The organism is Fibrisoma montanum (assembly GCF_003583365.1).
Taxonomy (GTDB): domain Bacteria; phylum Bacteroidota; class Bacteroidia; order Cytophagales; family Spirosomataceae; genus Fibrisoma; species Fibrisoma montanum.
Window position 1 is genome coordinate 482,022 of the sequence record NZ_QXED01000003.1, and the last position, 16,399, is coordinate 498,420.

The window sequence follows — 16,399 nt, forward strand, 5'->3', positions numbered from 1 at the left end:
GGTAGCGGTCTCACGAAAACAATTTGAGAGGTGCAGCTAAAGCGGGTCTGACCGACGGGCAGGCCATATTTTGTAACCTGATCGACTTTCCCAGCCTTTGGTTCTACGATCTGGGTAAATTTTAGTAAACTTGGGCTTTAATACGTGATATTCTGTTCGATAACCCCATACCCATGTCCCAGTTTAAGTTAAAAATCAACGGCCGTGATTATCAGGCCGATGTGGACCCTGACACCCCGCTGCTGTGGGTGCTTCGCGACAACTTCGGGCTGGTTGGCACCAAATATGGCTGCGGCATTGCCCAATGTGGCGCCTGCACGGTTCACCTGAACGGCGAAGCTGTGCGCTCCTGTGTATTGCCGGTTTCGGCCATTGGCACCGGTAAAGTTACAACGATCGAAGGGCTGTCGAAAGACGGTACCCACCCGGTTCAGCAGGCGTGGAACGAAGTAGATGTTCCGCAGTGTGGCTATTGCCAGGCGGGGCAGATCATGACCGCGGCCGCCCTGCTCAAGCGCACGCCGAAACCAACTACGGAACAAATTGACGCCACGATGACCGGCAACATCTGCCGTTGCGGCACGTACCACCGCATCCGGGAAGCCGTGAAAGTAGCCTCCACGAAAGGTGTTAAATAGTTCGACGTTTGTGGTTAGCGGCTACCTGATGTTCATCAGTTGCTGACGACAAACACCGAACCAAGAACTATTCTCCTCATGACCGCAACAAGACGTGATTTTCTGAAAATAGCCGCAGCGGCCGGGGGCGGCCTGCTGCTGGGTTTTAACTGGACAGAGTCGGAAGCCGCAACTACGGCGGTGGTCGATGCGGCCGGAGCGGCTGCCGTACCTGGTGTTGACTTCAACAGTTACCTGTCCATCAGTCCGCAGGGCCTTATCACCATCCTGTCACCTAACCCGGAGGTCGGCCAGGGGATCAAAACCGCCTTCCCGATTATTGTCGCTGAAGAACTGGACGCCGACTGGACCAAGGTCATTGTTGAGCAGGCCCCGCTCGATACCAAGAAATTTGAACGGCAGGTGGCCGGCGGCAGCGGCTCGATTCCGCACTCGTGGCAGCGGCTACGGAAAGCCGGCGCTACGGCACGGCAGATGCTCACCGAAGCAGCTGCCAAACGCTGGAACGTACCGATCGCCGAATGCACCACCGACAAAGGCTACGTGCTGCATACGGCCAGCAACCGGAAGCTGAGTTACGGTGAGCTCGCCACCGAAGCGTCGAAACTGACCGTTCCGGCTGATGTTACGCTGAAAGACCCCAAAGAGTTTAAGCTGATCGGGACGACGATCAAAAACGTTGATAACCCGAAAATCATCACCGGCAAACCCCAGTTCGGTCTGGATTTCTACCGCGAGGGGATGCTGTTTGCCATGATTCAGCGCCCGGCTTTTGGCTACAAACTCAAGTCCGTCGATGCGGCCGCGGCCAAAGCCATGCCCGGCATTGTCAACGTCGTGACCTACGACAACAACGTAGCCGTTGTCGGGAAATCGACCTGGCAGGTTAAAAAGGCGAAGGACGCGCTGAAGATCGAGTGGGAAAAAGCCGATAACCTCGAAAGTACCACCGATCATAACCGACTGTTCAAAGAACTGCTCGACAGCAAAGAAGCGACCGTTCGACGGAAAGACGGCGATGTCGACGCGGCCTTCAAATCGGCGGCCAAGGTTGTGTCGGCCGAGTTTCAGTGCCCGTTCCTGCCCCACAGCCCGCTGGAGCCGATGAACTTCTTTGCGCATGTCCGGCCGGACGGTGTTGAACTGGTTGGTCCTACGCAAACCCCCGAGCTGGCCCGCAACGAAACGGCCAAGCTGCTCGGGATCTCACCCGATAAAGTTACCGTGCAGCTTACGCGCATGGGTGGCGGTTTTGGCCGGCGGCTCAAAGCCGACTACGTGATCGAAGCCGTTCAGGTGTCGAAACTGGTCAACGCACCGGTGAAGCTGATCTGGACGCGCGAAGACGATATGACCGGGGGCAGCTACCGGCCGGCGGTTCGCTACCGCTTCGACGCGGCACTGGATGCCCAGGGCAACCTCATTGGCTACAAGCTGCGGGGGGTCGGCATCAACTCCGGCAACTCAACCCGCGAAGACAATTTTCCCGCCGGAGCCGTCGAAAACCTGCTTATTGACAGTGTCGAACACAAATCCCCCATCACGACGGGTGCGTGGCGGGCACCCATCACCAACTTCCTGGCCTTTGCCGAGCAGTCGTTTCTCGATGAAGTAGCCCAGGCAGCGGGTAAGGACCCCGTGCAGTTCCGTCTGGATCTCCTGAACAAAGCCAAACAAAAGCCGACGGGCGCCATTAAATACGACATCGACCGCATGCGGGGTGTGATTGAACTGGCTGCCCAAAAAGCCGAGTGGGGCAAGAAGAAAGGCGTTTCGCAGGGTTTCAGCGTCTATTTCTCGCACCGGTCCTACGTAGCGCAAATCGGCGAGGTAGTGATGAAGCAGGGCAAACCCGTTCTGCAGAAGGTCTACGCGGCCGCCGACTGCGGGGTGGTCATCAACCAAAGCGGAGCCCGGCAGCAAGTAACCGGCTGTATTGTGGATGGCATCGGCCACGCCATGTACGGCAACCTGACCTTCAAGGAAGGTGTTCCCGATCAGAAGAACTACGATACCTACCGCCTGATTCGCCTGAGCGAGATTCCGCAGGTGGAGGTGCATTTTGTCGAAAACACCATCGATCCGACCGGCCTTGGCGAACCGGCGCTGCCACCGGCGGGGGCGGCCGTAGCCAATGCCATTTTCAAAGCCACGGGCAAGCGGCTGCGCAATCAGCCATTTGTGGAGGAGGATGTGTTTAAAGGCGTTTCGTAGCAACCAGTCTACGTACTATCAGGCGGGCCGGAGTTCAACAACTCCGGCCCGCTTCTTTGTATCGCTACCACTGCAAAGCAGTATAACCAACCTGGGCTGTTCTTTACTCAACATCGATATCGTTTATCCAGATGCAGCTCAATCGCCGACTTTTCCTCAAGCAACTTGGTTTTGGTGCCGCTGGTCTCGGCATAGCCACCTCCAGCGACCTTTGGGCCATCCCCTCCCGGTCGGTCAGGCTGCCCCGCAGTACTCCGGAAAAACAGGGCGTTGCTTCGGGCGGCTTACTCGATTTTGTCAACGCCGTTGAATCGGCCAACCTGAACCTGCACAGCCTGATGGTGCTGCGGCACGGTCAGGTGGTGGCCGAAGGCTGGTGGGCACCCTATGCACCCCAGCTTAAACATACATTGTATTCACTTAGCAAAAGCTTTACGTCCACGGCCGTCGGGCTGGCGGTTGCGGAGAAAAAACTGTCGGTCAACGATACGGTTGTTTCGTTCTTCAAAGCCGATGTACCCGAAACCGTTAGTGACAACCTCGCAGCCATGCGGGTAAAGGATTTACTGACGATGAGCACCGGTCATGATAAGGAGCCGCGTCCACAGTCAGACAACTGGGCTCGCGACTTTCTGGCTCACCCGGTCGACCATAAACCAGGAACTCATTTTGTGTACAATAGCCTGGCTACGTATATGTTGTCGGCTATTGTCCAGCAGGTAACTGGTCAGCCCCTGATAACGTATCTGAAACCGCGTCTGTTTGCCCCGCTGGGTATCGAAGGTGCCGACTGGGAAGTGGACCCGAGGGGCATTAACACGGGCGGCTGGGGCCTACGGGTACGTACGGAAGACATTGCCAGGTTCGGTCAGCTCTACCTGCAAAAAGGCGTCTGGAACGGAAAGCGGCTTCTGCCGGAAGCCTGGGTCAACGATGCTACGAGTCAGCAGATTCTACAGCCTGGCACCGACCGGGCGAACAGCGACTGGCTGCAGGGTTATGGCTACCAGTTCTGGCGGTGCCGCCACGACGCCTACCGGGGCGACGGTGCCTTCGGACAGTACTGCATCGTGCTCCCCGGGGAGGATGCCGTGATTGCCATTACCTCGGAAACCTCGAACATGCAGGCCATTCTCAATGAAGTCTGGAACCACATCCTGCCCGCGCTTCGGGGCACGGGTCTGTCTGCCGACCGGATGGCCACCGATGCGCTGAAGCAACGGCTCAACAAGCTTGCCCTGGCTCCGCCGGTCGTCGAATCCGCATCGCCAACCGCGACTAAAATCAGCGGTCAGACCTATAACTTCGACGACAATACGTTTAAGGCCCGGTCGGCCTCCCTGACTTTCGGCAAGGACGGCTGTATCTTCAAACTCCGCAACGATCAGGGTGACCATCAGGTGACGTGCGGCATCAACCGCTGGACCGAAGGCGAAACAACCTTCTCGGCCATGCCCCTGAAACTGGCCAAAACGCCCGTACCCGGCGAAACGAAATCACGCGTGGCCTGCAGTGGTACGTGGAAAGATGCCAATACGTTTGAAATGACCTGGCGTTTCATCGAAACGGCCCACTACGATTCGGTTACCTGCCGCTTCGACGACGACAGCCTGACCGTGACTTTTGCCAGCAGCTTATCCCAGGTGAATAAATCCAAAGACCCGCGCCCAACGCTGCGGGGTAAACGTCAGGTGCAGGCGGTTACGCAGAAGGAGTAAGATGCCAGTCAGCCCCAGGAAGCGGTGCGGGCGGAACATCGTCGGGCAGCACCTCAGCCTCACAGCCCAGTTGTCCCAGAAAACCGCGTAACGTCGCGACATTGATGGATCGTGTTGCACACGCCACACGCAGAATGTTGTCGCAGTCTTCCAGGTCGAAGCTGGCGGTATACCCGATAAAGGTCCCGTGAATCTGGTCAAGCAGCGCACGGGCCCGTTTCGGGTCACGAACGTTGGTTTTGAATACTTCTACCATACTACCTCTTGATACGTGCCGGCAATAGGGAGCCTGATCGGTTTCAGGCCCCCGGGGCAATGCTCCATCAATCGGTATACTTCGCGTTGCTTTGCGAATACCGCTTCCAGACGAAATAGGTCAGAAACAGCACCGCAAGCATGACGAGGGGTGGAATCAGCAGGCCTGCTTGGTCACCCACAAACGCCCTGGATGCAAAAGCGCCGATAAAGTTGATGGTAAACCCGGCGTAGGCCCACTCTTTGATGGTCTGAAACCTGGTTTGTAGCAGCGCTGCAACACCCAGAATTTTGGCAATACCACAAATGGTCAACAGATACATCGGGTAGCCTAAGTGCCGCATAACCTCCTGACCGGTTTCCTCCTGTACGGTTCCGGCAATTCCGTCCATAAGCATAGCCAGCGCAAACAGACCAGTTAGTGACCAGTAAGCAATCCTGATCGTTTTGACTATAGGTGCAGTCAGGTTTTCGGCAACGGGAAGCAGGGTCGTTTCCATAGTATTGTTGTTTGGATGGTTTAAAAATGGCGAGTTTGGTCTCGGTTCAAGCGTTCATTCGTGCTGTTGTTGTGAGACAAAGGTAAGCCCGCAACCGGTGAAGCAAGGGGGGTAAATCCGGCAATAAAGGGGTGGTTTCCGACATCGTTTTTGGTTATATTTACCCTATGAAACACATATCGATTCTGGTTCCGCAAGGGGCCGTTTTAGGCAGTGTGGAAGGCCCCCGCCAGGTGCTGACCGAAGTCAACAAATACCTCAAAAGCATCGGTAAACCCGCTCTTTTTAATGTACAACTGATTGGGCTCGACGAGCAGGTTCCGGTTGCGGGCGGCAAATACACCGTATTCACCGATGCCCTTACTCAGCACATCCGCAAGACCGATCTCATCATTGTTCCGGCCCTCGACGGTGATCTTCAGAAGACCCTGGACGCAAACCGGGATTTTATTCCATGGATTATCCAGCACTACCAGAAAGGCGCGGAAGTCGGCAGTTTGTGCGTGGGAGCCTTCCTGCTGGCATCAACCGGTCTGCTCGACGGTCGGCAGTGCGCTACCCACTGGATGGCCGCGCAGCAGTTCCGCCAGTTGTTCCCCAACGTAACGCTCGTGGAGGACAAAATCATTACCGACGAACAGGGGCTGTATTCCAGCGGGGGCGCGTTTTCGTACCTGAACCTCATCCTGTACCTAATCGAAAAATACGCCGGCCGGCAGATTGCCGTGTTTATGTCGAAAGCGTTCCAGATCGAAATTGAGCGGCAGAGCCAGTCACCCTTCATCATCTTCCACGGCCAGAAAGACCACGGCGACGAAGCGATCCGAAAAGCCCAGGAATACATTGAACAGAACGTTGAAGAGAAAATCACGGTCGATCAGCTGGCGTCCCGGTTTGCCATTGGTCGCCGGAATCTCGAACGGCGGTTTAAGAAAGCAACCTCCAACTCGGTGGTCGAATACGTTCAGCGGGTAAAAATCGAAGCAGCCAAAATGAGTCTGGAATCCTCCCGCGACAATGTCAACGAGGTCATGTACAGCGTGGGCTACACCGATCCCAAAGCGTTCCGGCTGACATTCAAGAAGATTACGGGCCTCTCGCCCATCGAGTACCGCCAGAAATACAACCGGGAGGTGCTGATTGGGTAAGGTTTGCGCTGGCCCGCCCGGATCATCGCCTTCTTTCCAGCTCCGTAAGCAGGTAGTCTAAGCCATTCAGCCTGATTTCGTAAAGCGTTTGCAACAGCATACCCAGTTTACCGGGCGGAAACCCTTTCTGCGCAAACCATTCCAGGTAACTCATCGGCAGTTCCCTGAGCAGCCGACCTTTGTATTTCCCAAAGGGCATTGGGTAGCGCAACAACTCAAGCAACAGTTCGGGATTGCCCATCGGCAGGTTTTCGGCCATAAAAATCAGGTTTCAAGCATCACTCGGGGCTGCCAAGATAGGCTTCTTTCAGCAGAACCTTTATCTTGGCAGTTCATTTTCCAGGTCATGATCAACCGAATTCTACCCGTTTCTCTCCTCTGTTTTATCACGGTTTGCGCCTTTGCCCAGCCCAAAGCTCCCAACGGTATACCGGCCGTCAGTACGTACCAACCGCCCGTTTTCATGGACCCCGACCGGCTGAAGAAGCTGGAAGTCGCTTTCCCGATTATCGATAAGCTGTTCAAAGAACACGCAGCCAAACGTAACTTCCCCGGACTGGCATACGGCATTGTGGTAGACGGTAAGCTGGTCTATTCCGGCAGCACCGGCTACACCGACGTCGCGAAAAAGACCCCCGCGACGCCCAAATCTCTGTTCCGGATTGCGTCGATGACCAAGAGCCTGACGGCCATGGCGATTCTGCACCTGCGCGACCAGGGAAAGCTTCGGCTGGATGATCCTGTTCAGCAGTACATTCCGGCCGTGAAGCAAATGACGTATCTCACGGCAGATGCCCCCCTGATTACGATTCGTCACCTGATGACGCACTCCGCGGGTTTTCCGGAAGACAACCCCTGGGGCGACCGCCAGCTGGCTGATTCAGACGCTGATCTGATCAACCTGATCAAGGGCGGACTGAGCCATTCAAATACGCCCGGCGTTGCTTACGAGTATAGTAACCTGGGGTTTGCCATGCTCGGAAACATCATTACCAAGGTATCCGGTACGCCCTACCAGCAATACATTACGGAAACTATCCTGAAGCCGCTGGGCATGAACCAGACCGTTTGGGAGTATAGCAACGTACCGGCCGACCTGCTCGCGCACGGGTATCGCTACGTGGATGGCAACTGGCTCGATGAACCGCTGCTGCACGATGGTTCCTACGGGGCAATGGGCGGTTTGATTACCTCCATCGAGGATTTTAGCAAGTACGTAGCGCTGCACCAGGCAGCCTGGCCACCCCGCAGCGACTCGGATAACGGGCCAGTCAAACGAAGTTCGATCCGGGAAATGCAGCAGCCGTGGCAGTTTTCGGGACTGTATCCCGATGCCAAATCGGCATCGGGTAAAGTTTGCCCGACAACAACAGCGTATGGTTACGGACTCGGCTGGGGTAAAAACTGCGCTGGTATGGTAAACGTCGGCCATAGTGGTGGGCTACCGGGCTTTGGCAGCCAGTGGCGCATCCTGCCCGACTACGGCATCGGGGTGATCTCCTACGCTAACCTCACGTATGCCGGCCTGGGTGGCATCAACACAGTGGTGCTCGATACGCTGGTGTCGATTGGCGGTCTAAAGCCCCGTCGGTTACCCGTGTCGCCGATGCTGAAACAGCGCCAGGCCGAACTGGTAAAGCTCATGCCTGACTGGACAAACGCCGAAAAGAGCGGAATTTTTGCCGAAAACTTTTTCCCTGACCGCCCCATCGAAACCCGCCGGAAGGAGGTGCAGGCCCTGTTTACCAAAGCCGGAAAAATTCACCGGGTGGGTGAGCTCGACCCCGAGAACCAGTTGCGCGGCCACTTCGTGATGGAAGGCGAACAAAGTAGCATCGATGTATTTTTTACGCTGACTCCGGAGAATCCGGCCTTAATCCAGCAACTGGATTTCCGGGAGGTAAAGCGTTGACGTAGCCCAGGCTCAATGCATACATGTATAGAATACCGTTCGTAAGCTACCAAATTGATTAGTTGATAAACCATTCATACGGGCAGCCCTTCAGGCCGGTTAATCATTTTTCACACTTAATCTATCCAATTAGTCAATAAATCGATGTAACTTTATTCTCCGCACCAGTCTACGCTTTTTTAATTCCTTTTTTTTAGTTATACCAGTGGTTCGTCATGGATACGCCCGTTAGTTTACCCATGCTCTATTTTGCGGTCAGCAACCCACAGTTACAGGCAGAGAAATCCACAAATGCGGTAGCTGTAAATTGGCAGTACGGTTCATTTCGGGTCTCGAACCTCAAGCATGCCCTTGAGTTTCTGAGTGCCTTCAAGTCGCTGGGGTGGTGCATTCATCAGGCCTGGGTAATCGATACGGATGGATTCAAACTCACCATTCCTCCCGAGCACATCGACGATCGTCTTCTGGATCGGCTGGGCGATTTACCAGCTTTGCAGCGTAGCATTGATAATCTGGTGTTTCATTCGTTTTATTGATCAGGCAATTGATTCCTATCAGTCTGCCCTGGGGATATGCTTATCGCTCCTTGCAAAACTATTCTAAGCAACAACGCCCGGCAGCTAGCTGCCGGGCGTTGTTGCTACTGACTACGTCTATTTTATTTGGCCGATTCAATCGCTGCGGCTGACTGAGCAGCCTCGATGTCCGATTGATTGGTTTTAGCGAACTCGTCCCGCTGCTGTTCGAAGTGCGCAAAAATCTCGCTGATCGTATCGACGTTACTGGCTATCGTGGCATGCATTTCGCCCAGATGCTCCTCCAGGTATTTGTCGTTCAGTCCGTTCATGTTATCCACCTCGATCTGACCAATCTTACTCATCAGCACCGTCTGGCTGTTTTGCAGGTCCTCGAGTTCACGGGCTATTTTATTCATCAGTTCAAATTTCTGCAGCTTATCCATACCATTTTGAGTGGTTTGTGAATCAGTATTAACCACTCAATCCGAAAATGGTTTGGACCTGCCTGTCCTGTCTATCCGGCCAGACGTAGTAGCCAACCCGTTTGAATTGCCACCTGATGCATGCCCTGTCAACCCCTCAGCGAATCACCGGTGGGGGTGTAGTGATCCGTCCGTTGTTCAGATCCGTACCGTTGCCGTTCGGTCCGTTGTTAAGCTTGTCGATGGCCATGATCTGTTTCATGGTTTTTTCCATGCCATCGGTCGAGCCATCCAGGAAAATAACGTTACCCCGTCCGTTTTCAGCGAAGTGTTTAACCGCTTCCGTCCAGATCGAAAACAGGATCAGCGACGCATCGAGGTCGGCTTCGGTCATCACCTTGGCTGACTCGGCCATTCCCTTGGCAACCTCCTCCCGGAACAACGCCACCCCCTGTCCGCGCAGTTGAGAAGCCGTTTTTTCGGCCTCGGCCGCAATCTTGATCGCGTTGCCTTCTGCTTCGGCCGACTTGGTTTTGGTAATCAGCAGGGCCTGCCCTTCGTTCTCGGCAGCCGCTTTGAGATTAGACGAAGCTACGACCTGCGCCATCGACCGCATGATGACCTCATCGAACGTGATATCGTTGATCTGCAGATCGATCAGGTGATACCCCCAGCTTTCGAGCAGTCCATCTAGCTGCTCTTTTACGTGCGTAACAATCTCCGAGCGGAGGGATAAAATTTCAGCCTGCCGCTTGGTTGCCACAAAACTCCGGATTGAGCCTTCAATGGTGCGGGTGAGGGCCTGCATAAACGATTGCTCATCGACAAACTTGAACGCTACGTTCTTGATGGTCTCCTCGCCCTGATTAAGCACCGCATACACCAGCATCGCCTTAAAGTTGACGTTAGCCTGATCGGACGTAATGGCCTGAAATGCCAGTTCGACCGATCGGTTCTGAATGGAGATCCGCCGAAAAATGAATTCGATGAATGGGATCTTAAAGTTCAGACCAGGTCCCATAACCCGGGCGTACTTTCCGAAAACCGTAACAACGGCCACGGTCCCCTGCTGTACGATTGCGAACGAGAAGAAAGACAGAACAGCCGCCAGTACAAGTAATACGATTGTAAATTCCATAGTGAATACGGGAGTAGTTTAGGACAATCGAAAGTACACAATTAGGCGATACGATATGGGGATCGGGGTAGCGACCGGTATCTGGTCCGGATAAGCGGTAAATAAAACGTATACAACGTATTAAAGTTTCTGTTAAACGATCGGCAAGGATTTTAGAAAATTTTTGAAAATCTGTTAAACCTCTTTGTTTCATCTTTATCTAACGGTCAACAATGAACAAAGGGTCAGGCTCGTTGCGTTAGCAGGACAAGACCAAAAAACGGGTTTCACTAAACTAAACATAGCGATGAAAACGGTTCGATATAGTTTCGTCTGGATGCTGCTGATCAGCCTCCTGTTCGGCACCTCCGCTCAGGCTCAGCGCGGCTGGAGTCCGGCTACTAAAGGTACGGTGGTTGGAGCCGGTGTCGGTGCGGCTGCGGGTGCCATCATTAACAAGAAAAATCGCGCCGTTGGTGCCGTCGTAGGGGGCGTAGTTGGCGGGGCGGCCGGATACGGCTATGCAAAAAGCAACGCTAAAAAACGCTGGAGCCCGCAGGCTAAAGGAACGGCAATTGGGGCCGGAACCGGCGCTGCGGCCGGTGCGATCATCAACAAGCGGAATCGCGCGGTGGGTGCCGTAATTGGCGGAGTTGCGGGCGGTGCGGCCGGATACGCCATCGGTAAGCACATCGACAACAAGCAGAAGGCCCGGATAGCCGCGGCCGAACGGGCGGCCGCCGAACGTGAAGCAGCCCTGGAATCGAGAGAACTGGCCAGCGCCAACAGCAACCGGGTGTACACGGCGGCTAACCCGAAACCGGCTTACAGAGCTGCAGACGTGGCCAAAAGTGCCGCTACGGCCCTGCCGACCAACGATCTGACGTCGTACCTGATCGACGGTATTTACCTGCCGAACGAATACTACGGCGACTCGAACTTCGCCTACAGTACGTCGGAGGTCCGTCGGAAGAGTTGGTAACGGTTTAATAAATTTCAGTTTGGGGCGGGGAATACGGTATCCCTGCCCCGTCAATCCACTCAAACCAGTAATGCGATGAAAGCTTTTCTGAATATTCTGATCATCATGGCCACGCTGACCGCCTGCACGAAACAGGAAGAGGCCGTAAACATACAGTCGCTCAACCAGCAATTTATCAGTGCCTGGAATGCCAAGGATGCGGATAAAATTACCAGCTTCCTGGCCGACGACGTACAGTTCCTGCAAGGGGAAACTCACTTTACCGGTAAGTCGGAGGTATCCAAGCGGTGGGTGCAGGAAACCCTGCCGACCCTGGCCGGGCTGAAAACCAGTGTGGTTAGCTCGGGAACGGATAACACCACAGCTTACGAAGCCGGTACGTTCTCGGTGGATGTGCTCCCTACCAGCCCCAACCTACCACGGGGTTATGGCGAAGGCAACTTTATTCTGCTCTGGAAGAAAAGCCAGGACAATAGCTGGAAGTTAAGTTACGCTCAACTGGAAGATCTTCCGGTACGGGCTAAGAACTAACCAAAGCCCACAATTTTTTGATTTCTTAGTATATCAGCCTGCTAGTTTTGTCGACTTTACGTTACGACAAGATAGCAGGCTGATTTTTAACGATTTATTTACAAAAAGACCAGCTCTTTTTTTTTGTTCTGGAGCTTGCTCAGTCTATATTGTACTTGATTATTAGTACGGTAAAGCATATGTGTAATATATACTCAATGGCGTTACTTATACTAAGATGAAGTACTACAGCGAAAAGGCGAACACCTACTACACTAATGTTCGCGAGGACTTAATCAGTCTGATGCCGGACAGGAGTCAGCAGAAAGTACTGGAAATTGGGGCCGGTGGTGGCGATACGATTGTTGCCATTAAGGAACGTGGTCTGGCAGCCGAAGTGGTTGGGGTCGATCTGTTTGCCCTGCCGTCGACTAACCAGCAGCACCCATTCATTGACAGATTTATTATTTGTGACATCGAAAAGGAAGATCTGGGCTATCCCGACTCTTATTTCGATACCGTCATTTGTGGGGATGTGCTTGAACATCTGGTCGATCCCTGGTCGGTGGTTAACAAACTCATCAGATACCTGAACGTAGGCGGTTCACTGATTGTCAGCGTTCCGAACATCCGATACTACAAAGTGATGTTCAAAATCTTGGGGCAGGGTGATTTTGGGTACGACCCAAAAGGAGGCATCCTCGACAAAACCCACCTACGCTTTTTCTGCCGGAAGAATGTAGTGCAGTTGCTGACAACGCCGGAACTGAAACTACAAAAAATCATGCCGATTGATTACCATCCCCAGTACAAATTCAGCACGAAGGTGAAAGTATTCAATACGCTGACGGGCCGAATGTTCGAAAACTTCTTTGTGCACCAATACCTTGGTGTTGCTACCCGGGTGTAGCCAACATTACGTTTCCCAGAATCCCTTATGGATTGCCCTGATCAGATTCGGCACTAAACAGTAGCTCCAGCATCCGGATAAATTCAGGTTGCAACGGAGCCGTGATGGTAACTGTCTCCGACGTACTGGGGTGCTGGAAGTGTAGTCGGCCGGCGTGCAAGAGCATGGTGTCCATAGCAAATCGTTCCTTAAAGAGCTTGTTCTGCTTGTTGCAGCCGTGGGGACGATCGCCGATGATGGGGTGCAGGATATGGGCCATGTGCTTCCGAAGCTGATGCATCCGGCCGGTGGTGGGCGTCAGTTCAACCAGTGAATACCGCGAGGTGGCATGTTTGCCGAACGCCAGGGGAATTTCGGTTCGTCGCAGCGTTCGGAGCGTGGTCACCGCTGCCTGCAATACGCCGTCGTCGCGCCGGAGGGGGTAATCGATCACCTGCTCATCCGGCGTGTATCCCCGGACAATGGCCTGATACGTCTTTGCCACCTGACCATCGGCAAACTGTTGCTGCATAGCCGCATTCATGGCTTCGTTCAAGGCAAAAAGAAGCACACCACCCGTTTTGCGGTCGAGCCGATGAACCGGATACACCCGCTGCCCAAGCTGGTCACGCAGGCGTTGCACCGCAAATTCGCTGGCATCACTCGCAATCGGCGACCGATGCACCAGCAGTCCGTGGGGCTTATTGATTGCGACCAGGTCGGCGGACTGATACAGAATGGGCAGTTGTTGGGTTACAATCATGTTGACATGTCAGGTTCCGTGTTTCAAGTTCCAGGGTAGATACAGAGCTATTTCTTTTTGGAAGACTACTTTTGCAGTTCATTTCAACTGATAAGCATGTCTATTCCGAATTCCTCACAATCGCTGCGTATTCTTGTCGTTGGCTGCGGCAATATGGGCGCTTCACACGCTGCCGCCTATCACTCCCTGGATGGCTTCGAGATCTGCGGTATTGTCTCGACCGGCAAAAGTAAGGAAGTTCTGAATGAACGGCTCGGTGGCGGCTATCCCTTATTCAGCGATTACGCCACGGCTCTGACCGAAACCCAACCCGACGCCGTCTGCATTTCTACCTATCCCGACACCCACGAAGCGTTTGCGCTCATGGCGTTTGAGCAAGGTTGCCACGTATTTATTGAAAAGCCCGTTGCCGACACCCTCGAAGGGGCTAAACGGGTCGTCGCGGCCGCCGGGAAAGCCGGTAAAAAACTGGTGGTTGGCTACATTCTGCGGCATCACCCGTCGTGGGAGAAGTTTGTGGAGGTCGCCCGGACGATGGGGAAGCCGCTGGTGATGCGGATGAACCTGAACCAGCAGAGCCACGGACAGATGTGGACCGTTCACCGGAACCTGATGAAGAGCCTGAGTCCGATTGTCGACTGCGGGGTGCATTATATCGACGTCATGTGCCAGATGACCCGGTCGAAACCCGTGCAGGTCAACGCCATCGGTGCCCGGCTGACCAACGACATCCCAGCCGACAATTACAATTACGGCCAGTTGCAGATCCGGTTTGAAGATGGCTCAGTGGGCTGGTACGAAGCCGGTTGGGGACCGATGATGAGCGAAACCGCCTTCTTCGTCAAGGACGTAATCGGCCCGAACGGCTGCGTATCCATCGTTGCTAAAAACGCCGGAGCCACCGGTCAGTCGGACAATGTCGATGCGCACACCAAGACGGAGTCCCTGCGGGTACATTACGCTGATCTGACCGCCAATGACCAGTTTGTTCAGCCCGATACGTGGATCGATATGCAGGACGAGCCCGACCATCAGGAACTCTGCAACCGCGAGCAGCGGTATTTCCTACGGGCCATCCGCGAAAACCTCGACCTGACCGATCACATGCAGGACGCGGTGAACAGCCTACAGATAGCTTTCGCCTGCGATGAGTCCGTCCGTACCGGCCAGCCGGTGTTGTTGTAAAAAGCGGCTAGTTTGTATAACACCCCAAACCCCTGAAGGCGGTCGGCCGTTGCCGCCCTCCAGGGGTTTGGGGTATTTCCCAAAATCAACTTACCGTCTTTAGTTTTGCCCCGACTTACCCAGCCGCCAGCCGAACGATATCGTTTACTTCCAGCACCCGCTTATCGTAGCCCTTGGTTACGGTGTGGATCATGGCCCGGCCAAGTTCTTCCAGCGTACAGAACCCCGCCGGATAAAGCGCCCGGCCGATTGGGTAGAGCCAGGCCAGATAGGTGTAGTAGCTCTTCACGTTTCTGGCCCCTTCAGACGCCCGCAGAAAGCCCGGCCGGAACATATACGCAGCTCTGAACGGCAGTTGCAGCAACGCGTTCTCCGTTTTACCTTTCACCCGGGCCCACATCAGCCGCCCCTGTTCGGTGCTGTCGGTGCCGGCCCCGGATACGTAACAGAACGTCATGTCGGGGTTTAGCCGGACGAGCGTACGGGCCACGTGCTGGGTCAGGTCATACGTCAGCCGGTGATAATCGGCTTCCTTCATCCCCACCGACGAAACGCCCAGACAAAAAAAGCAGGCGTTGTAGCCTGCCAGTTGATTCTCAATGGCCGAAACGTCGAAAAAATCGGCATGCAGCACTTCGGTCAGTTTGGGATGCGATACGCCACCGGGTTTCCGGTTAATGACCAGCACCCGTTCGACATCCGGGTGCCGCAGGCATTCGTGCAGTACCCCCTCGCCTACCATGCCGGTTGCGCCGGTGATAATTACCCTGATTGCTTTCGATTCCATACGTTCGCCCCATCGGCCAGACCGATGGCAGTTTACATTTTAAAAGCCTGCCGGGCCAGCAGCTTCCAGTCGCCTTTTTGTTTGACCCAGACCAGCAGTACACCGAGCTTAACCTGCCCGGCTACGCCTTTGTTATTGGTTTCGCCGGTAAGCTTATGCCGAACCATAGCGGTATTGTCGACTACCGTTACCGTCTGATCGGTTAGCTCGATGCTTTTGAAGTCGGAGGCCCCACTAACCAGGGCTTCGACGAATGCGGCTTTGTCTTCAATGGTCCCGCTCGAATGACCATAGCTCAGGTCATTGGCGACCAGGGCTTCGAGGGTCGCCTTCTCGGGGTCGATCATGGCTTTACGCAGCTTTTCAACGGCCTGTGTTACGGCCTGCTTATCGTCAACGGTTCCGGAGCCGGACAGCATGACCAGTGAACCAGCAGTAAACAGGGCAAGGGTTAGGAGCTTCAGGGCTTTCATGGGGATTATTTACGGGTTTTGTTCAATTCGAATGAGCAGAGAGTTTTCGATCAGTTGCTGTGAAAGACGCGTTCCAGCGGCTGAACCACCGGCGAATTATCCGGGTTAGTGTCCATCAGATCAGCCATATAGGCCCACCACCGCTGCATGACGGGCAGCGCCGGCAGGTCGTCGGCCCGATGCCCGTCGATCCGTTTCTGTACGGCAAACAACGTACCGCTGCTTCGGTCGAGGTAGATGGAATAATCCCGGATACCGGCCTCGGTCAACGCAGCCGAAAGCTCCGGCCAGATTTCATCGTGCCGCCGTTTGTATTCGGCTTCCACGCCTGGCCTGAGCTTCATGGTAAAGGCAATTTCTTCCATGTC

The 16,399-nt window shown here is 54.5% G+C and carries 19 protein-coding genes; 10 read left to right on the plus strand and 9 right to left on the minus strand.

Annotation, left to right across the window (positions count from 1 at the left end):
* The first annotated feature begins 173 nt into the window (after window positions 1–173).
* From DYU11_RS12040 to DYU11_RS12050, 3 genes are all read left to right on the plus strand, one after another.
* Complete coding sequence (locus DYU11_RS12040; protein WP_119667917.1) at window positions 174–638, plus strand: (2Fe-2S)-binding protein; 465 nt, start codon at window positions 174–176, stop codon at window positions 636–638.
* Window positions 639–716: 78 nt separating this feature from the next.
* On the plus strand, window positions 717–2,852 hold the full coding sequence (locus DYU11_RS12045) for a xanthine dehydrogenase family protein molybdopterin-binding subunit (protein ID WP_119667918.1): 2,136 nt from the start codon (window positions 717–719) through the stop codon (window positions 2,850–2,852).
* A gap of 131 nt (window positions 2,853–2,983) precedes the next feature.
* Window positions 2,984–4,570: a serine hydrolase domain-containing protein gene (locus tag DYU11_RS12050; RefSeq protein ID WP_119667919.1), complete on the plus strand. Its 1,587-nt coding sequence runs from the start codon at window positions 2,984–2,986 to the stop codon at window positions 4,568–4,570.
* On the opposite strand, the gene DYU11_RS12055 is transcribed toward DYU11_RS12050, so the two are convergent.
* Together DYU11_RS12055 and DYU11_RS12060 are read right to left on the minus strand one after the other, a co-directional pair.
* The gene (locus DYU11_RS12055) at window positions 4,554–4,826 is read right to left on the minus strand and encodes a hypothetical protein (protein WP_119667920.1); all 273 of its coding nucleotides are present in this window, start codon (window positions 4,824–4,826) and stop codon (window positions 4,554–4,556) included. The two genes, DYU11_RS12050 and DYU11_RS12055, sit on opposite strands and share 17 nt — an antisense overlap.
* A 67-nt stretch (window positions 4,827–4,893) precedes the next feature.
* On the minus strand, window positions 4,894–5,325 hold the full coding sequence (locus tag DYU11_RS12060; RefSeq protein WP_119667921.1) for a DoxX family protein: 432 nt from the start codon (window positions 5,323–5,325) through the stop codon (window positions 4,894–4,896).
* Between the two features lie 167 nt (window positions 5,326–5,492).
* Here DYU11_RS12060 and DYU11_RS12065 point away from each other — a divergent pair, with 167 nt between their 5' ends.
* On the plus strand, window positions 5,493–6,473 hold the full coding sequence (locus DYU11_RS12065; RefSeq protein ID WP_119667922.1) for a GlxA family transcriptional regulator: 981 nt from the start codon (window positions 5,493–5,495) through the stop codon (window positions 6,471–6,473).
* 22 nt (window positions 6,474–6,495) lie between these two features.
* Here DYU11_RS12065 and DYU11_RS12070 read toward each other — a convergent pair whose 3' ends face one another.
* Window positions 6,496–6,732 carry a DUF3820 family protein gene (locus tag DYU11_RS12070; RefSeq protein WP_229365788.1) on the minus strand — a complete coding sequence of 79 codons (237 nt, stop codon included), beginning with the start codon at window positions 6,730–6,732 and terminating at the stop codon, window positions 6,496–6,498.
* Window positions 6,733–6,819: 87 nt separating this feature from the next.
* Here DYU11_RS12070 and DYU11_RS12075 point away from each other — a divergent pair, with 87 nt between their 5' ends.
* Together DYU11_RS12075 and DYU11_RS12080 are read left to right on the plus strand one after the other, a co-directional pair.
* Complete coding sequence (locus DYU11_RS12075; RefSeq protein ID WP_119667923.1) at window positions 6,820–8,385, plus strand: serine hydrolase domain-containing protein; 1,566 nt, start codon at window positions 6,820–6,822, stop codon at window positions 8,383–8,385.
* A gap of 215 nt (window positions 8,386–8,600) precedes the next feature.
* A complete protein-coding gene (locus DYU11_RS12080) occupies window positions 8,601–8,921 on the plus strand; it encodes a hypothetical protein (protein WP_119667924.1) in 321 nt (106 codons plus the stop codon).
* A gap of 122 nt (window positions 8,922–9,043) precedes the next feature.
* Here DYU11_RS12080 and DYU11_RS12085 read toward each other — a convergent pair whose 3' ends face one another.
* Both DYU11_RS12085 and DYU11_RS12090 read right to left on the minus strand, forming a co-directional pair.
* Window positions 9,044–9,346: a hypothetical protein gene (locus DYU11_RS12085; RefSeq protein ID WP_119667925.1), complete on the minus strand. Its 303-nt coding sequence runs from the start codon at window positions 9,344–9,346 to the stop codon at window positions 9,044–9,046.
* Between the two features lie 136 nt (window positions 9,347–9,482).
* Window positions 9,483–10,463, minus strand: a complete 981-nt coding sequence (locus DYU11_RS12090; protein ID WP_119667926.1) for an SPFH domain-containing protein — start codon at window positions 10,461–10,463, stop codon at window positions 9,483–9,485.
* A 286-nt stretch (window positions 10,464–10,749) separates the two neighbouring features.
* Between DYU11_RS12090 and DYU11_RS12095 the strand changes: the two genes are divergently transcribed.
* The 3 genes from DYU11_RS12095 (at window position 10,750) to DYU11_RS12105 (ending at window position 12,844) form a co-directional block, all read left to right on the plus strand.
* On the plus strand, window positions 10,750–11,424 hold the full coding sequence (locus DYU11_RS12095) for a YMGG-like glycine zipper-containing protein (protein WP_119667927.1): 675 nt from the start codon (window positions 10,750–10,752) through the stop codon (window positions 11,422–11,424).
* Window positions 11,425–11,499: 75 nt separating this feature from the next.
* Complete coding sequence (locus tag DYU11_RS12100; RefSeq protein WP_119667928.1) at window positions 11,500–11,955, plus strand: YybH family protein; 456 nt, start codon at window positions 11,500–11,502, stop codon at window positions 11,953–11,955.
* Window positions 11,956–12,172: 217 nt separating this feature from the next.
* Complete coding sequence (locus tag DYU11_RS12105) at window positions 12,173–12,844, plus strand: class I SAM-dependent methyltransferase (RefSeq protein ID WP_119667929.1); 672 nt, start codon at window positions 12,173–12,175, stop codon at window positions 12,842–12,844.
* Between the two features lie 25 nt (window positions 12,845–12,869).
* Here the strand turns inward: DYU11_RS12105 and DYU11_RS12110 are convergent, their stop codons facing one another.
* Complete coding sequence (locus DYU11_RS12110) at window positions 12,870–13,586, minus strand: pseudouridine synthase (RefSeq protein ID WP_119667930.1); 717 nt, start codon at window positions 13,584–13,586, stop codon at window positions 12,870–12,872.
* 96 nt (window positions 13,587–13,682) lie between these two features.
* Between DYU11_RS12110 and DYU11_RS12115 the strand changes: the two genes are divergently transcribed.
* Window positions 13,683–14,771 (plus strand): Gfo/Idh/MocA family protein, encoded by a 1,089-nt coding sequence (locus DYU11_RS12115; RefSeq protein ID WP_119667931.1) that lies wholly within the window; start codon window positions 13,683–13,685, stop codon window positions 14,769–14,771.
* A 115-nt stretch (window positions 14,772–14,886) separates the two neighbouring features.
* Here DYU11_RS12115 and DYU11_RS12120 read toward each other — a convergent pair whose 3' ends face one another.
* From DYU11_RS12120 to rhaM, 3 genes are read right to left on the minus strand one after another with little or no spacing between them, the layout of a single operon-like run.
* Window positions 14,887–15,558 (minus strand): NAD-dependent epimerase/dehydratase family protein, encoded by a 672-nt coding sequence (locus DYU11_RS12120; protein ID WP_119667932.1) that lies wholly within the window; start codon window positions 15,556–15,558, stop codon window positions 14,887–14,889.
* 32 nt (window positions 15,559–15,590) lie between these two features.
* Window positions 15,591–16,031 (minus strand): nuclear transport factor 2 family protein, encoded by a 441-nt coding sequence (locus DYU11_RS12125; protein WP_119667933.1) that lies wholly within the window; start codon window positions 16,029–16,031, stop codon window positions 15,591–15,593.
* A gap of 50 nt (window positions 16,032–16,081) precedes the next feature.
* Window positions 16,082–16,396, minus strand: coding sequence for an L-rhamnose mutarotase (rhaM, locus tag DYU11_RS12130; protein WP_119667934.1), 315 nt, complete (start codon window positions 16,394–16,396; stop codon window positions 16,082–16,084).
* Window positions 16,397–16,399 lie beyond the last annotated feature (3 nt).

What these genes read in the sequence shown, in the direction of transcription:
- DYU11_RS12040 (WP_119667917.1), top strand. Translation starts at nt 174, where the DNA reads ATGTCCCAGTTTAAGTTAAAAATCAACGGCCGTGATTATCAGGCCGAT.
- DYU11_RS12045 (WP_119667918.1), top strand. Translation starts at nt 717, where the DNA reads ATGACCGCAACAAGACGTGATTTTCTGAAAATAGCCGCAGCGGCCGGG.
- DYU11_RS12050 (WP_119667919.1), top strand. Translation starts at nt 2,984, where the DNA reads ATGCAGCTCAATCGCCGACTTTTCCTCAAGCAACTTGGTTTTGGTGCC.
- DYU11_RS12055 (WP_119667920.1), bottom strand. Translation starts at nt 4,826, where the DNA reads ATGGTAGAAGTATTCAAAACCAACGTTCGTGACCCGAAACGGGCCCGT.
- DYU11_RS12060 (WP_119667921.1), bottom strand. Translation starts at nt 5,325, where the DNA reads ATGGAAACGACCCTGCTTCCCGTTGCCGAAAACCTGACTGCACCTATA.
- DYU11_RS12065 (WP_119667922.1), top strand. Translation starts at nt 5,493, where the DNA reads ATGAAACACATATCGATTCTGGTTCCGCAAGGGGCCGTTTTAGGCAGT.
- DYU11_RS12070 (WP_229365788.1), bottom strand. Translation starts at nt 6,732, where the DNA reads ATGGCCGAAAACCTGCCGATGGGCAATCCCGAACTGTTGCTTGAGTTG.
- DYU11_RS12075 (WP_119667923.1), top strand. Translation starts at nt 6,820, where the DNA reads ATGATCAACCGAATTCTACCCGTTTCTCTCCTCTGTTTTATCACGGTT.
- DYU11_RS12080 (WP_119667924.1), top strand. Translation starts at nt 8,601, where the DNA reads ATGGATACGCCCGTTAGTTTACCCATGCTCTATTTTGCGGTCAGCAAC.
- DYU11_RS12085 (WP_119667925.1), bottom strand. Translation starts at nt 9,346, where the DNA reads ATGGATAAGCTGCAGAAATTTGAACTGATGAATAAAATAGCCCGTGAA.
- DYU11_RS12090 (WP_119667926.1), bottom strand. Translation starts at nt 10,463, where the DNA reads ATGGAATTTACAATCGTATTACTTGTACTGGCGGCTGTTCTGTCTTTC.
- DYU11_RS12095 (WP_119667927.1), top strand. Translation starts at nt 10,750, where the DNA reads ATGAAAACGGTTCGATATAGTTTCGTCTGGATGCTGCTGATCAGCCTC.
- DYU11_RS12100 (WP_119667928.1), top strand. Translation starts at nt 11,500, where the DNA reads ATGAAAGCTTTTCTGAATATTCTGATCATCATGGCCACGCTGACCGCC.
- DYU11_RS12105 (WP_119667929.1), top strand. Translation starts at nt 12,173, where the DNA reads ATGAAGTACTACAGCGAAAAGGCGAACACCTACTACACTAATGTTCGC.
- DYU11_RS12110 (WP_119667930.1), bottom strand. Translation starts at nt 13,586, where the DNA reads ATGATTGTAACCCAACAACTGCCCATTCTGTATCAGTCCGCCGACCTG.
- DYU11_RS12115 (WP_119667931.1), top strand. Translation starts at nt 13,683, where the DNA reads ATGTCTATTCCGAATTCCTCACAATCGCTGCGTATTCTTGTCGTTGGC.
- DYU11_RS12120 (WP_119667932.1), bottom strand. Translation starts at nt 15,558, where the DNA reads ATGGAATCGAAAGCAATCAGGGTAATTATCACCGGCGCAACCGGCATG.
- DYU11_RS12125 (WP_119667933.1), bottom strand. Translation starts at nt 16,031, where the DNA reads ATGAAAGCCCTGAAGCTCCTAACCCTTGCCCTGTTTACTGCTGGTTCA.
- rhaM (WP_119667934.1), bottom strand. Translation starts at nt 16,396, where the DNA reads ATGGAAGAAATTGCCTTTACCATGAAGCTCAGGCCAGGCGTGGAAGCC.